This window comes from Kitasatospora cineracea, from assembly GCF_003751605.1.
Taxonomy (GTDB): Bacteria; Actinomycetota; Actinomycetes; order Streptomycetales; family Streptomycetaceae; genus Kitasatospora; species Kitasatospora cineracea.
Genome location: NZ_RJVJ01000001.1, coordinates 166437 through 181399, shown reverse-complemented (window position 1 = coordinate 181399; position 14963 = coordinate 166437). Strand labels below are relative to the sequence as shown.

Annotated in this window: 9 protein-coding genes; 5 read left to right on the top strand and 4 right to left on the bottom strand. The window is 73.5% G+C overall.

Features of this window, described 5'->3' with window-relative positions; all coding sequences use genetic code 11:
- Nucleotides 1-146 precede the first annotated feature (146 nt).
- From EDD39_RS00795 to EDD39_RS00785, 3 genes are all read right to left on the bottom strand, one after another.
- On the bottom strand, nucleotides 147-2108 hold the full coding sequence (locus tag EDD39_RS00795) for a discoidin domain-containing protein (RefSeq protein ID WP_123552812.1): 1962 nt from the start codon (nucleotides 2106-2108) through the stop codon (nucleotides 147-149).
- Nucleotides 2109-2254: 146 nt separating this feature from the next.
- The gene (locus tag EDD39_RS00790) at nucleotides 2255-4087 is read right to left on the bottom strand and encodes an ABC transporter ATP-binding protein (RefSeq protein WP_123552810.1); all 1833 of its coding nucleotides are present in this window, start codon (nucleotides 4085-4087) and stop codon (nucleotides 2255-2257) included.
- Nucleotides 4084-5928: an ABC transporter ATP-binding protein gene (locus EDD39_RS00785; protein ID WP_123552807.1), complete on the bottom strand. Its 1845-nt coding sequence runs from the start codon at nucleotides 5926-5928 to the stop codon at nucleotides 4084-4086. Before EDD39_RS00785 ends, EDD39_RS00790 begins: the two co-directional genes overlap by 4 nt.
- A gap of 324 nt (nucleotides 5929-6252) precedes the next feature.
- Between EDD39_RS00785 and EDD39_RS00780 the strand changes: the two genes are divergently transcribed.
- A complete protein-coding gene (locus tag EDD39_RS00780; RefSeq protein WP_123552805.1) occupies nucleotides 6253-7662 on the top strand; it encodes a family 2B encapsulin nanocompartment shell protein in 1410 nt (469 codons plus the stop codon).
- Nucleotides 7663-7708: 46 nt separating this feature from the next.
- Here EDD39_RS00780 and glgX read toward each other — a convergent pair whose 3' ends face one another.
- Nucleotides 7709-9910, bottom strand: coding sequence for a glycogen debranching protein GlgX (gene glgX / locus EDD39_RS00775; protein ID WP_123552803.1), 2202 nt, complete (start codon nucleotides 9908-9910; stop codon nucleotides 7709-7711).
- 214 nt (nucleotides 9911-10124) lie between these two features.
- On the opposite strand from glgX, the gene EDD39_RS00770 reads away from it, so the two are divergent.
- The 4 genes from EDD39_RS00770 (at nucleotide 10125) to EDD39_RS00755 (ending at nucleotide 14957) form a co-directional block, all read left to right on the top strand.
- Entirely contained in the window at nucleotides 10125-11357 is a 1233-nt protein-coding gene (locus EDD39_RS00770) for a L,D-transpeptidase (protein WP_123552802.1), read from the top strand.
- A 298-nt stretch (nucleotides 11358-11655) separates the two neighbouring features.
- Nucleotides 11656-12909 (top strand): L,D-transpeptidase, encoded by a 1254-nt coding sequence (locus EDD39_RS00765; RefSeq protein WP_123552800.1) that lies wholly within the window; start codon nucleotides 11656-11658, stop codon nucleotides 12907-12909.
- A gap of 175 nt (nucleotides 12910-13084) precedes the next feature.
- Nucleotides 13085-14287, top strand: coding sequence for a L,D-transpeptidase (locus EDD39_RS00760; protein WP_244256551.1), 1203 nt, complete (start codon nucleotides 13085-13087; stop codon nucleotides 14285-14287).
- A 187-nt stretch (nucleotides 14288-14474) separates the two neighbouring features.
- Nucleotides 14475-14957: an ATP-binding protein gene (locus EDD39_RS00755; protein WP_425269625.1), complete on the top strand. Its 483-nt coding sequence runs from the start codon at nucleotides 14475-14477 to the stop codon at nucleotides 14955-14957.
- The last annotated feature ends 6 nt before the right edge of the window (nucleotides 14958-14963 follow it).

Sequence of the window (14963 nt, the reverse complement as noted above, 5' to 3'; positions counted from 1 at the left end):
GGCTAGCGGCCCGGTGCGGGGCCGGGCGATCGAATTCGCCGCCGACGGGCCCGTTCCGGCCGCGCCGGAGGCCCGTGCGGAACCGCCCTCCCCTCCGCACCGGCGCCACTGTCACGCTGGTGCGGGGGGCTCCGCCGGGGGCCGGACTACGCGGCGTAGACCTGGAGTTCGGCGACCTGGCCGGCCGGCCAGCCGGTGTTCGCGGTGAACACCAGGCGCAGGTGGCGGGTGTTCGTTCCGGCGGGGAGGGTGAGCGTCGCGGTGTTGCCGCTCGCCGGGTCGAAGAGGTGTCCGGCGGGCGGCAGCAGGCGGGTGAAGGTGGTTCCGTCGGTGCTGCCCTGGAGTTCCACGGTCTGGGTGCGGGCGGCCCAGGCGGCGGCGGGCGGGACGGAGAGGACGACCCGGCGCACCGGCAGGGCCGAGCCGAGGTCGGTCTGCAGCCACTGCGGGAAGGCGTTGTTGGCGCTCTCCCAGTAGCTGTTCGGGTCGCCGTCCACCGCGTTGCCCGCGGCGTAGCCCTGGGTGTGGCTGCTCTCCGCGGCGGGCCGGTGCAGCGCCAGGTTGCCGGTGGGGACGGTGGCGGCGGAGGTGGTCGCGGTGACCTGGCCGGAGGGGGCGGAGGCGTTGCCCGCCGCGTCCAGGGCCTGCACGTCGAAGGTGTAGGCGGTGGCGGGGGAGAGGCCGGTGACGGTGCACGAGGTCGCCGTGGCGGTGGCCGCGGCCGTGCCGCCGACCCGGACCCGGTAGCCGGTGACGCCGACGTCGTCGGTGGCGGCGTTCCAGGCCAGCGCCACCGTGGTGTCGCTCTGCCCGGTGACGCGCAGGCCGCCCGGCGCGCTCGGGGCGGTGGTGTCCGGGGCGTTCGGGAACGGCGGGGTCGGGCGGGCCGCCGTCACCGGCAGCTGCCCCTTGAGCATCCGGCCGCCGTCGCCGGTCAGCCGCAGGTAGTAGTCCGAGGAGCAGGCCGTGCCGTCCTCGTCCAGCGCCAGGAACCCGGACCCGGCCGGGACCCAGGCCCGGGACTCGGCGGTCTTGGCGATCTGGTTGCCCTCGTTGTACTCGTCGAACATCGAGACGTAGGCGGACGCCACCCCGGCGCGGGCCATGTTGTAGAACTGCCGCCACATGAAGTCGCCGTGCGCCCGCTGCCGGTCGCCCACCCCGCCGGGCAGCACGCACGGCTGGTAGTCGATGCCGTGCGCGTTGCACTCCGCCAGGTCCGGGACGGTCGCCACGGTGTAGAAGTTGTCGGCGTCCGCCGCGCTGCCGATCCGGCCGACCAGCCACGGCGAGAGCATGTCGAAGGCGTGGTAGACGTCCGAGAAGCCGGCCCGGGAGTCCCGGTCGCCGGTGCGCCACCAGGTCGGCACCCCGCCGATCACGTAACAGCCCTGCGCCTTGAACCAGTTGAGCACGTCCAGGCACTGCTCCGGGGTGAACGGGCGCTGGTTGTCGTTGAAGCCGAAGCCCCAGATGCACACCACCGGTTTGCCGTTCTGCCGGGCGTACGCGGGCGAGGCGGTGTGGGCGCGCATCTTGCCCGTCCAGTCGGCCTTGATGTCGGACTGCATGGTGGTCCAGTCCGAGACGTCGTACATGACGTAGAACTTGACGCCCTGCGACTCCGCGGCGCTGCGCACCCTGCCGGCCATCGCGTCCCGGGTCGGGCCCTCGCCGCCGGTCGGGTTGAAGCGCTGCAGGGCGGCGGTGTCGATGCCGTACTGCTTCATCCAGCGGAAGTGCACGTCGACGGTGGACTGGTCGTAGGACGAGAACAGGGAAGCCTGCTGGCCGTTGTTCAGGTTCGCGAAGGCGGTGGGGTACGCCTTCGGGTAGTCGCGGACGTCCGGCCAGGCGACGATCGCGCTGTTCGACGGGGAGGGGGCGGCGCCCCAGTTCCGGGCCCAGTGCCACCAGCCGTTGATCGGCGCGCCGTCGCCCGGGCAGGCGAACCAGCCCTGGTAGCCGACCGTCACCTTGCCGACCACGTCGCCCGGCGCGCTCGCGGCGTGCGCCGTGCCCGCGCCGGGGCCGAGGCCCAGGCCCGTCGCCCCGAGTGCGCCGGCCGCCGTCGCCGCCTGCAGGAACGTCCGTCGGGATACCACCATGCCGTTGCCTCCGCCCGGTTGACCGACACCTTGTCAGGTCCTCGACCCAACGGACCGGGAGCGTAACGGCGTTGACACCGGGCAGCAATATGTTCGACGTCTATTGCAAAAAACTGACGTCTACGTGGAAGAGTGGCGCGGAGGGCTCAGACCAGGCTGTCCCGCCAGGTCCGGTGCAGGGTGGCGAAGCGGCCCTCGCCCGCGATCAGGGCGGCGGGGGTGCCGTCCTCGATCACCCGGCCCTGGTCCATCACCAGCACCCGGTCGGCGATCTCGACGGTGGACAGGCGGTGGGCGATGATCACCGCGGTCCGCCCGGCCAGCACCGTGCGCATGGCGTGCTGGACGGCCTGCTCGCCGGGGACGTCCAGCGAGGAGGTGGCCTCGTCCAGGATCAGCACGGCCGGGTCGGCGAGCAGGGCGCGGGCGAAGGCGACCAGCTGGCGCTGGCCGGCCGAGATCCGGCCGCCGCGCTTGCGGACGTCGGTGTCGTAGCCGTCGGGCAGGGCGGCGATGAAGGCGTGGGCGCCGATCGCCCGGGCCGCGGCCTCGATCTCGGCGCGGGTGGCGTCGGGCTTGCCGACGGCGATGTTCTCGGCGACCGTCCCGGAGAACAGGAAGGACTCCTGGGTCACCATCACGACGTTGGCCCGCAGCTCGTCGGTGGAGAGCTCGCGCAGGTCGACGCCGTCGAGGGCGACGGAGCCGGAGGTGGGGTCGTAGAAGCGGGCGAGCAGCTTGGCCAGGGTGGACTTGCCCGCGCCGGTGGCGCCGACCACGGCGGTGGTCCGCCCGGCGGGGAGCACCAGGTCGAACGGCGGGAGCACCTGCTTGCCGTTGGCGTAGGCGAAGGAGACCGAGCGGAAGCCGACCTCGCGGCCCTTGCCCGCGGCGGCGGGCAGTTCGGCCGGTTCGGCGGGCTCGGGGACGGACGGCTCGTGGGCGAGCAGGCCGGCCATCTTCTCCAGCGCGGCGGCCGCGGACTGGTAGCTGTTGAGGAACATCGCCAGCTGGTCGATCGGGTCGTACAGGCGGCGCAGGTAGAGCACGAAGGCGGTCAGCACGCCGAGTTCGAGGCTGCCGTCGGTGACCAGGAAGGCGCCGAGCACGACCACGCCGGTGATCCAGACGTTGGCCGTCAGCCGGGAGAGGAAGACGTACCGGGCCATCTCCAGCAGGCCGTCCGCGGTGGCGGTGGCGGACTGCCGGTTGACGGTGGCGAACGCCTTGTCGTTGGCGGCCTCGCGGCGGAACGCCTGCACCGGGCGGATGCCGTTCATGGTCTCGGTGAAGCGGACGATCAGCGAGGCGACGGCGGTGCGGGAGCGCCGGTAGACCTGCTGGGAGCGGCGCCGGAAGGACCGGACGACCAGGTACATCGGCAGGAAGGAGACCAGCGCGGCCAGGCCCAGGCGCCAGTCCACCACCACCAGCACGACCGTGATGTAGCCGACCGACAGGCAGACCATCAGCAGTTCCTGCAGGCCCTCGGCGAGCAGCTCGCGCAGGGTGTCCACGTCGCTGGTGGCGCGCGAGATGATCCGGCCGGAGGTGTAGCGCTCGTGGAAGTCGAGGCTGAGCCGCTGGGCGTGCCGGAAGATCCGGCCGCGCAGGTCCAGCAGGACGTCCTGGTTGATCCGGGCGGCGACCCGGATGAACGCCCGCTGCAGCAGGGTGGCGAGCAGCGCGCAGCCCAGGTACGAGGCGGTGACGGCGATCAGCGGGCCGGCGTCGTGGCCGCGCAGCGCCGGGATGCCGCGGTCGATGGCGTAGGCGACCAGCAGCGGCCCGGCCTGCAGGGCGGCCTGCTGGAGCAGCACGGCGAGCACCGCGACCGCGATCCGGCGGCGGTGCGGGGCCAGCAGCGAGCCGAGCAGGGCGCGCGGGGCGCCGGGCGGGACGGGGATGTCCTGGTCGTCGGCGGCCTCCAGGAGCAGGTCGTCCTCGTCGGCGGCGGGTTCGGCGACGGCGGTGGTCATCGGGCCAGCGCCCCTTCCAGCTCGGGCTCGCCGGACATCAGGGCCCGGTAGGCGGGACAGGAGCGCAGCAGCTCCTGGTGGGTGCCGACGGCGGCGATCCGGCCGTCGGCGAGCAGCGCGACCCGGTCGGCGAGCAGCACCGTGGACGGGCGGTGCGCGACGACCAGGGCGGTGGTGTCGGCCAGGACCTGCCGCAGGGCGCGCTCGACCAGCGCCTCGGTGTGCACGTCGAGCGCGGACAGCGGGTCGTCCAGGACCAGGAAGCGGGGCTCGCCGACCACGGCGCGGGCCAGCGCCAGGCGCTGGCGCTGGCCGCCGGACAGGCTCAGGCCCTGCTCGCCGACCTCGGTGTCCAGGCCCGCGGGGAGCTTGTCGACGAAGCCGGCCTGCGCGGTGGCCAGGGCGGCGGCGACCTGCCCGGGGCCGGCGCCGGGGGCGCCCATCAGGACGTTCTCCCGGACGGTGGCGGAGAACAGCGTCGGCTCCTCGAACGCGACGGCGACCTCGCGGCGCAGCTCGGCGCGGTCGAGGTCGCGGATGTCGGTGCCGTCCAGGGTGATCGAGCCGGCGGTGGGCTCGTACAGCCGGGGGAGCAGCGCGGTGAGGGTGGTCTTGCCGCTGCCGGTGGCGCCGACCAGGGCGAGCGTCTCGCCGGGGCGGACGTGCAGGTCGACGCCGGCCAGCAGGTCGGGGGTGCCGGCGGGCGCGTCGGGGTAGCGGAAGCGGACGCCGGTGAAGCGGATGCCGCGGTCGTCGGCCGGGGCGGTGCCGGACGGGGGGTCGGCCGGCTCCGGTTCGTCCATCACCTCGAAGTAGCGGTTGGCGGCGCTGGCGGCCTCGGCGGCGAAGCCGAGCAGCCAGCCGATCGACTCGACCGGCCAGCGCAGGGCCAGCGCGGTGGACAGGAAGGCGACCAGGGTGCCGACCGAGAGCTGGTCGTGGGCGACCAGGACGGCGCCGGCGGCCAGGGCGCCGCCGAGGGCGAGCTCGGGCAGGCCGACGATGACCGCCCACAGGTTGCCGAGCAGGCCGGCCTTGCGCAGCTCGGTCTCGCGCAGGTCGGCGCTGTGGCGGCGGAACTCCTCGGCCATGGTGCGGTGCCGGCCGAACGCCTTGAGGATCCGGATGCCGAGCACCGACTCCTCGACCACGGTGGCGAGGTCCCCGTTCTGGTCCTGGGCGAGCCGGGAGGCGGCCGAGTACCCGGCCTCGAAGCGGCGGGTGAAGAACATCAGCGGGATCGCCGGGAGCAGGGTGATCAGGGCGAGCCGCCAGTCCAGCACGAACATCAGTGCGGTGCCGGTCAGGAAGACGGTGGAGTTGACGACCAGGAAGACCAGCGGGAAGGCCAGGAACAGCCGCAGCACGAACAGGTCCGAGGTGGCCCGGGAGAGCAGCTGGCCGGACGGCCAGCGGTCGTGGAAGGAGATCGGCAGCCGCTGCAGCTTGGCGAACAGCTCGCCGCGCAGCCTGGTCTCCACCTTCGCCAGCGGGCGGGCCACGATCACCCGGCGGACGCCGAACAGCACGGCCTCGGCGACGCCGAGCAGCAGCAGGGCGCCGGCCAGCGGCCACAGGCCGGACATGCTGCGGTGGGCGACCGGGCCGTCGACGATCCGGCGCAGCACGATCGGGACGGCCAGCACGCTGAGCGAGGCGAGCCCGGCGGCGGCCATCGAGCCGAAGATCCGCCAGCGGGCCTCGCGCGCGTAGGGCCACAGGCGCAGCAGCGAGCGCACCGCGGACCGGGGTACCGGTCCGGGCGAACCTGAGGCGCCGTCGGTTGACGGGGTGTTCGAATCCGCGGGGGTGGGCGGAGCGGGGTTCTGGTTCTCGGCCATCGCCGAGAGGGTAGGCCGGTCCGCCGACATTTCTCATCCGGTTTTTTGCCCCTGTCAGCGAGAACCGGCCAGGCCGGAGGCGGCGCGTCCGCCCACCCGCCCGACCGGGTGCGCCCACCCGCGCGTCCGGCGTGCCCCCCGGCCCGCCCGGGCCCGCCGCCGGACCGGGGCGCACGCCGGACGCGCGGGGCGCGCCCGGGCATAAACATCCGAATGTCGTGCGCCCTTCCGAGCCTTGCAGGCCCCCCGTGCCGGAGGTGTCTGATCCCCGGTGAGTGATCGCGCCGGATCAGCCGGATCACCGGAGAGCAGCAGGAGACCCGCATGTCGGTCGAGACCGAGCCCGCCCCCGAAGCCCAGGCCGCGCCGCAGCAGAGCCTGAGCACCACGGCCGCGCGCAACCTCGCCACCACGACCAAGTCCAAGCCGCAGATGCAGGAGATCAGCTCCCGCTGGCTGCTGCGCAAGCTCCCGTGGGTGCACGTCTCCGGCGGCACCTACCGGCTCAACCGGCGCCTGTCGTACGCGGTCGGCCGCGGCCGGGTCGGCTTCGCGCAGACCGGCTCGGACGTCCGGGTGGTGCCGCCGACCCTGCGCGAGGTCCCGGTGCTGCGCGGCTTCGAGGACGACGCGGTGCTGGAGCAGCTCGCCGAGCGCTTCGTGCGGCGCGAGTTCACCGCCGGCGAGGTGCTGGTGCGCGAGGGCGACCCGATCGCCGAGGTGTTCCTGATCGCGCACGGCAAGGTCGAGCGGATCGGCACCGGCAAGTACGGCGACCCCACCGTGCTGGCCGTGCACGCCGACGGCGACCACGTCGGCGACGAGGCGCTCACCGCCCCCGACGGCCGCTGGCCCTACGGCGTCAAGGCCGCCACCGCGGGCACCGCGATGTCGCTGCCCCGGCCCGCCTTCCAGGAGGTGCTGGACCGCTCCCCGGCCCTGCGGGCGCAGCTCGCCGCCCACCTGGCCGGGCACGCCGCCGCGCAGAACCAGCACGGCGAGGCCGAGATCCGCCTGTCGGCCGGCCACGAGGGCGAGCACGACCTGCCGACCGCCTTCGTCGACTACGAACTCGCCCCGCGCGAGTACGAGTTGAGCGTCGCCCAGACCGTGCTGCGGGTGCACAGCCGGGTCGCCGACCTGTACAGCAAGCCGATGGACCAGACCGAGCACCAGCTCCGGCTCACCGTCGAGGCGCTGCGCGAGCGCCAGGAGCACGAGATCGTCAACAACCCGGAGTTCGGCCTGCTCGCCAACTGCGCCTTCGACCAGCGGATCCACACCCGCTCCGGCGCGCCCACCCCGGACGACCTGGACGAACTGCTGGCGATGCGCCGCGACACCGACTACCTGTTCGCCCACCCGAAGGCGATCGCCGCGTTCGGCCGGGAGGCCAACCGGCGCGGCGTCTACTTCTCCACCGCGGAGTTCGGCGGCCACCGCGTCCCGGCCTGGCGCGGCGTGCCGCTGCTGCCCTGCGGCAAGATCCCGGTCCGCTCCGGCGCCACCTCGATCATCGCGATGCGCACCGGCGAGGAGAACCAGGGCGTGGTCGGCCTCACCCAGGTCGGCATCCCCGACGAGGTCGAACCCGGCCTGAACGCCCGCTTCATGGGCATCGACGAGAAGGCCGTGGTCAACTACCTGGTCTCGGCGTACTACTCGGCCGCGGTCCTGGTCCCGGACGCGCTGGGCGTGCTGGAGAACGTCGAGGTCGACCACCCGGTGTCCTGAGAGCGGCCGCCGGGGCCCGGGCCGCGCGGCCCGGGCCCCGACGCGTTCAGCGGGCCGTCAGCAGCACCGCCGAACGGCCCGTCAGCAGCACCTCCGTCACCTCGGCCGGCTCCGGGTCCCCGGCCAGCGCGGTGTCCAGCAGCGGGACGTGCGGGGCGGGCAGGGTGAAGCGCCGCGGCTCGGGGGCGGCGTTCAGCAGCAGCAGGAAGCTCGCGTCGCGCAGCTCCCGCCCCCGCTGGTCGCGCTCGGACATCGCGCTGCCGGACAGCCGCACCGCCAGCGCCTGCCCCGGCGAGAACCAGTCCGCGTCCGTCATCTCCCGGCCCGCCGGGGTCAGCCAGGCCAGGTCCCGCTGCCCGTCCGGCCCGGCCGGGCGGCCGGAGAAGAACGCCCGCTGCCGCAGCACCGGGTGCGCCCGGCGCAGGTGCACCAGCTTGGCGGTCAGCTCGGCCAGCGAGCGCCAGCCGGGGTCGTCCAGCAGCGACCAGTCCAGCCAGCTCGTCGCGTTGTCCTGGCAGTACGCGTTGTTGTTGCCGCCCTGGGTGCGCCCCATCTCGTCGCCCGCGGTCAGCATCGGCACCCCGCTGGAGAGCAGCAGCGTGGTCAGCAGGTTGCGCAGCTGGCGCAGCCGCAGCGCGCGGACGGCCGGGTCGTCGCTCTCGCCCTCCGCGCCGTGGTTCCAGGACCGGTTGTCGTCGGTGCCGTCCCGGTTGTCCTCGCCGTTGGCCCCGTTGTGCTTGCGGTCGTAACTGACCAGGTCGCGCAGCGTGAAGCCGTCGTGCGCGGTGACGAAGTTGACCGAGGCGTACGGGCGGCGCCCGCCGCGCTGGTACAGGTCGGAGGAACCGGACAGCCGGGTGGCCAGCTCGCGGACGTCCGGCCGGGCGCCGCGCCAGAAGTCCCGGACGGTGTCCCGGTAGTGGTCGTTCCACTCGCCCCACAGCGGCGGGAAGCCGCCCACCTGGTAGCCGCCCGGACCGACGTCCCACGGCTCGGCGATCAGCTTGACCCGGCTGAGCAGCGGGTCCTGCGAGACCGCGGCCAGGAACGGGTGCTCCATCTCCACGCCGTCCCCGCCGCGGGCCAGCGCGGCCGCCAGGTCGAAGCGGAAGCCGTCCACGCCCATCTCGGCGACCCAGTACCGCAGCGAGTCGGTGATCAGCCGGATCACCTGCGGCCGCCGGGTGTCCAGCGTGTTGCCGCAGCCGGTGTAGTCGGCGTAGCCGCGGCGGGAGCGGTCCGGCCGGTAGTAGCCCGCGTTGTCGATGCCGCGGAAGGACAGCATCGGGCCCATCACGCCCTGCTCGGCGGTGTGGTTGTAGACCACGTCGAGGATCACCTCGATGCCCGCCGCGTGCAGCGCCCGCACCATCCGCTTGAACTCGCCGACCTGCTGGCCCCGGCTGCCGGTGGCCGCGTAGCCCGCGTGCGGGGCGAAGTAGCCGAGCGTGTTGTAGCCCCAGTAGTTGACCAGCCCGCGGGCCTGCAGGTGGTCCTCGCTGACGTGGTGGTGCACCGGCAGCAGCTCCACCGCCGTCACCCCCAGCCGCACCAGGTGCCCGACCGCCGCCGGGTGCGCCAGCCCCGCGTAGGTGCCGCGCAGCTCCGGCGGCACCTCCGGGTGGCGCATGGTGAAGCCGCGCACGTGCAGCTCGTACAGCACCGTCTCGGCCCACGGGGTCTTCGGCCGCTGGTCGTCGTACCAGTCGTCGGCGTCGTCCACCACCACGGCCTTGGGCACGTACGGCGCGGAGTCCCGGTCGTCCCGGACGGTGTCCGCCACGTCCCGCTCGGGCCAGTTGCGGACGGCCGCGCAGGTCGCGTCGTGCGCGGTGTAGGCGCCGTCGATGGCCCGGGCGTACGGGTCGAGCAGCAGCTTGGCGGGATTGTGCCGGGCGCCGGTCCACGGGTCCCACCGGCCGTGGACCCGGAAGCCGTAGCGGGTGCCGGGCAGCACGCCGGGCAGGTAGCCGTGCCAGGTCTGGTACGTCTGCTCGGCCAGCCGGTGCCGGCTCTCCCGGCCGCGCTCGTCGAACAGGCACAGGTCGACGGCCTCGGCGTTCGGCGCCCAGAGCGCGAAGTTGGTGCCCCGGCCCCCCTCCGGGTCGGTGCGGAACCGGGCCCCCAGCGGCTGCCAGCTGCCCGGCCACGGCGGATCGGCGTCGGGCCGGGGCGCCGAGCCGTTCCACCGGGCCGCCGGCCGCTCCTGACGGCCCGCGCCCGCACCCAGCTCCTGCCACGCCGTCATGGCGACCCTCCCAGCAATCCGGGGGCCCGTCCCCGTTCTTCCGGTTGTTCCCTGTCCGACGGCCCTCGTCACCCCAGGTCGGGCGGCGTGACGCACCGTGATCGATCATGTGCCCAGCGGAGCCGGGTGCGGAAACCATTCGGTCGTGTCCGACCGGCGGAACCGCTCGTTGTGACGGGTGACGGGTGGTGGCGGAGGAACGCGGGAGGACGGCATGCGCGCCGCGGTACGGCTCTGGGTGCGGCGGACGGCGGCGGTGGCCGGCCTGGTGCTGCTGGCGGGCTGCTCCGGCGGGGGCGGCGGCGGGGCCGACCGGCATCCGGGGGACGTGGCGGCCGCCCCGCCGGTCTCCCGGGCCCGGCTCTCGGTGCGGCCCGGCGACGGCGCGCAGGACGTCCCGGCCGACGGCCCGGTCGAGGTCGCGGTCGCCGAGGGCCGGCTGCTGGCCGTCCGGCTCGCCGACGACCGCGGCACCGCCGTCCCCGGCACGCTCAGCGCCGACGGCGCCCGCTGGACGCCCGACCGCCGGCTGGCCACCGCCACCGCCTACACCCTGGACGCGGTCGCCGAGGACGCCGCCGGCCTGCGCGCCGCCCAGCACGCCGCCTTCGCCACCGCCGCCCCCGCGCACACCTTCGCCGGCTTCTTCACCCCCGAGGACGGCTCCACCGTCGGCGTCGGCATGCCGGTCTCGCTGCGCTTCTCGCACCCGATCGCCGACCGGGCCGTGGTCGAGAAGGCCGTCGCGGTGGTCGCCGACCCGCCGCTGGAGGTCGCCGCGCACTGGTTCGGCGACCAGCGGCTGGACTTCCGCCCCGAGGAGTACTGGCCGGCCGGGACGAAGGTCACCCTGCTGCTGCGGCTCAAGGACGTCGAGGGCGCGCCCGGCTACCTCGGCACCCAGGACAAGGACGTGCACTTCACCGTCGGCCGCGCGCTGGTGGCCGCCGTCGACCTGGACGCGCACACCATGACCGTCCGCCGGGACGGCGAGGTGCTGCGGGTGCTGCCGGTCAGCGCCGGCAGCCCCGAGCACGGCACCTACCTGGGCACCATGGTGGTCTCCGAGCGCCACGAGGTGACCCGGATGAACTCGCAGACCGTCGGCCTCGGCGACGAGTACGACATCAAGGACGTCCCGCACGCGCTGCGGCTGACCGCCTCCGGCACCTTCGTGCACGGCAACTACTGGAGCGACCCCGCGGTGTTCGGCGCCGCCAACACCAGCCACGGCTGCATCGGCCTGCCCGACACCAAGGGCGGCTCCGCCGACTCCCCGGCCGGCTGGCTCTACCGGCACACCATCACCGGGGACGTGGTGGAGGTCCGCGGCTCCCGCGGCGAGCGGGTCGCCCCCGACAACGGCCTCTCCGACTGGAACCTGCGCTGGTCGCAGTGGACGGCGGGGAGCGCGTTGCGGACCGGCCGGCATCCGGGGGGTGGGTGAAGGAAACGGGGTGAGGGCCGAGTCCGGGCGGTGCCGACGAGGGAGCCACGGCGACCGAGGAGAAGCGGTCCGGGCGGGAGCCGTCGGCCCGCGACGCCGCCCCCCGGATGCCGGCCGGTCCGAGTTCACTGAACCGGCACCCGGCTCCCGCCGAAGTTTCACTCAGACTCGCCGGTTATCCTGACCGCGCGCGACCGGGGCCGAGGCGACGAAGCGCCCGGACCGCGATCGGCCCGGGGCGACGGATCCCGGGCGCAGCACGGGTATTCGCCGGTGGTACCGGGAGGGGAGCAGCGCGGTGGAGACGGTTGGCAAGTCCTGGGCGGTGGCGGGGCACGGGCGCCGGGCCGGGCGGTCGGCGGCGGCCCTGCTGGTCGGTGGTGCGCTGCTGCTGGGCACCGCGGCCTGCAACGACGGTGGCGGCGCCACCGGTTCGACGGACGCCAAGGGGTCGGCGAGCGCCGGGAGCTCGTCCTCGACCGACGCCGCCCCGAAGGTCTCGGCCGCCCAGCTGACCGTCACCCCGGCCGACGGGGCCACCGACGTGCAGCCCAAGGACGGCCTGCAGGTCGCGGTGGCCGGCGGCAAGCTCACCACGGTCGAGGTGACCGACAAGAACGGCAAGGCGGTGGACGGCAGCATCTCCGCCGACGGCCTGAGCTGGAAGCCGGCCGGCCAGCTGGCGGTCGGCACCACCTACACCGTCGCCGCGCAGGCGGTCGACCCGGCGGGCCTGGTGGCCGCCTCGACCACCAGCTTCACCACGCTGACCCCGGCGAAGACCGCCTCGACCAACGACAACATCGCCGACAACGGCAACTACGGCGTCGGCATGATCGTCTCGGTCCGGTTCGGCAAGGCGATCAAGAACAAGGACGCGGTGCTGGGCGGCGTCACCGTCACCGGCTCCGACGGCACGGTGGCCAAGGGCCACTGGTTCGGCGACAGCCGGCTGGACTTCCGGCCGGAGAACTTCTGGACGCCGGGCACCAAGGTGACGGTCAAGTACCGCCTGAAGAACGTCGAGGTGGCACCCGGCGTGTACGGCGACATCGACAAGGACGAGCCGTTCACCATCGGCCGCTACCAGGTCTCCACGGTGGACGCGGCGGCCCACACCATGACGGTGGACCGGGGCAACGGCAAGACCGAGACCGTCCCGATCACCGCGGGCAACGACCAGAACGCCTCCTGGAACGGCACCATGGTGATCTCCTCCAAGGAGAAGGTCACCCGGATGAACTCGGCGACCGTCTCCAACGTCAAGGGCGACGAGTACGACGTCCCGGACGTGCCGCACGCGATGCGCCTGACCACCAGCGGCACCTACGTGCACGGCAACTACTGGAGCAGCGCCTTCGGCAAGTCCAACGCCAGCCACGGCTGCATCGGCGTGGCCGACGCCAAGGGCGGCAGCGACAGCTCGGCGGCGGGCAAGTTCTTCAACTCCTCGATCGTCGGGGACGTGGTGCGGATCAAGAACTCCAAGGGCCAGACCGTCTCCGGCGACAACGGCTGGAGCGGCTGGACCATCCCGTGGAGCAAGTGGTAGGCACCGGCGCGCGCGCCGTGACGGCCCGGTGGTCACCCGACCGCCGGGCCGTGGTCCGTTCGTGACCGTACCGGGACACTTCCCCCGCAACGTTTGACCGCCCCGGCCCGTCATATCAAACGAAAGCCCTGTCAGCCGACAGGCGGGTGCGTGGGGAGAGCGGAACGTGAAGGCGATGCGCGGGGGATACGTGGTGGGGGCGCTCGCGGGTGCCCTGGTGCTGATGGCCACGGCCGGCTGCAGCTCCGGCGCGACCGGGTCGGACGACGCGAAGGGCGCCGCGGCCAGCGCCGGCGCGACGGCCGGTGACACCAAGCCGGCCGCGTCGACCGCCACCATCGCCATCGCCCCCGCCGACGGCACCACCGGGGTGAAGCCGACCGGCGAGGTCAAGGTGACGGCCGGCAACGGCAAGCTCACCTCGGTCAAGGTCACCGGCCCGGACGGCGTCGAGGTGCCCGGCCAGCTCGGCGCCGACGGCAGCTGGGCCCCCACCGGCACCCTCCAGGTGGCCACCGCCTACACCGTGGACGCGCTCGCCGAGGACGCCAAGGGCGCGGTCGCCAACGCGCGCTCCGGCTTCACCACCCTCACCCCCGACAAGGAGGCCGGCACCAGCGACAACATCGCCGACAACGGGGAGTACGGCGTCGGCATGATCGTCTCGGTGACCTTCAAGCGGGCGGTGAAGAACAAGGACGCGGTGCTGGGCGGCATCACCTTCGAGGCCTCCGACGGCACGACGGTCAAGGGCCACTGGTTCGGCGACAAGCGGGTCGACTTCCGGCCGGAGAGCTACTGGAAGCCCGGCACCAAGGTCACCATCCACTACAAGCTGAAGAACGTGGAGACCTCGCCCGGCGTCTACGGCGACGTGGACAAGGACGAGCCGTTCACCATCGGCCGCTCGCAGATCTCCACCGTCGACGTCAACACCCACAAGATGGCGGTCGTCCGGGACGGCCAGCAGGTCGACACCGTCGAGTTCACCGCCGGCAAGGCCGGCTACGACACCTGGAACGGCGTCATGGTGGTGGAGGCCAAGGAGGGCACCACCCGGATGACCTCGGCCGGCGTCACCAAGGAGGGCTCCGGCGACGAGTACGACCTGGTGGTTCCGCACGCCATGAGGTTGACGGACTCGGGCACCTACGTGCACGGCAACTCGTGGAGCGCGGGCGTGATCGGGCACTCCAACGGCAGCCACGGCTGCATCGGCGTGACCGACACCAAGACCGGCAGCGCGAGCGCCCCGGCGGGCAAGCTCTACGACTCCAGCCTGGTCGGGGACGTGTTCAAGGTGGTCAACTCCAAGGGCAAGACGGTCGACCCGTCCAACGGCCTGAGCGGCTGGAACACCCCCTGGGCGCAGTGGTGACGCTCGGGCGCCCGTTCGGTTGCTGACGGCATATGCCAAATGAATAGTGATCGTTTGCTCATTGTCCGTACGCACCTGCTCGCGTTCCGCAATGATGGGGCGCATGGCGGCATGGGGCGAAGCAGACCGGTCATCACTTCCACCGGCCGGCAACCGTGGTGACGATCCGTCAGGGATCGGCGCCGGCGTGGTGCTGGCCGACCTGGAGCGGCTGACGCCGGAGGAGATGGAGCACCTCTTCTTCGGCGTGCTCAGCGATCCCGACGCCGCCGAGGAAGTCCGGCTGCCCTCCCGCCCGGAGTCGGCCGGGGTGGCCCGGCGGCTGGTGCTCTCGGTGTTACGGACGTGGAAACTCCACCAGCTGCTGGAGGCGGGGGAGTTGCTCACGGGTGAACTGGTGGCCAACGCCATCCGGCACACCGGCGGTCGGATGATCGGACTGAAGGTGACCCGTCGCCCCGGCTGGCTCCGGGTCGAGGTCCGGGACTCCTCGCGCGCCCTGCCCTGCCTGATCGTCGCCCCCGAGGTCGGCTACCAGAACGGCAACGGCCTGCGCCTGGTGGAGTCGCTCGCCGACCGCTGGGGCGCCGACCTGCTGCCGCGCGGCAAGGGCGTCTGGTTCGAGATGAAGATCCGCGAACGGGCCGCCGCCGTCGCAGCCGCCCGCTGAACCCCC

What these genes read in the sequence shown, in the direction of transcription:
- EDD39_RS00785 (WP_123552807.1), bottom strand. Translation starts at nt 5,928, where the DNA reads ATGGCCGAGAACCAGAACCCCGCTCCGCCCACCCCCGCGGATTCGAAC.
- EDD39_RS00795 (WP_123552812.1), bottom strand. Translation starts at nt 2,108, where the DNA reads ATGGTGGTATCCCGACGGACGTTCCTGCAGGCGGCGACGGCGGCCGGC.
- EDD39_RS00780 (WP_123552805.1), top strand. Translation starts at nt 6,253, where the DNA reads ATGTCGGTCGAGACCGAGCCCGCCCCCGAAGCCCAGGCCGCGCCGCAG.
- EDD39_RS00770 (WP_123552802.1), top strand. Translation starts at nt 10,125, where the DNA reads ATGCGCGCCGCGGTACGGCTCTGGGTGCGGCGGACGGCGGCGGTGGCC.
- glgX (WP_123552803.1), bottom strand. Translation starts at nt 9,910, where the DNA reads ATGACGGCGTGGCAGGAGCTGGGTGCGGGCGCGGGCCGTCAGGAGCGG.
- EDD39_RS00790 (WP_123552810.1), bottom strand. Translation starts at nt 4,087, where the DNA reads ATGACCACCGCCGTCGCCGAACCCGCCGCCGACGAGGACGACCTGCTC.
- EDD39_RS00760 (WP_244256551.1), top strand. Translation starts at nt 13,085, where the DNA reads ATGCGCGGGGGATACGTGGTGGGGGCGCTCGCGGGTGCCCTGGTGCTG.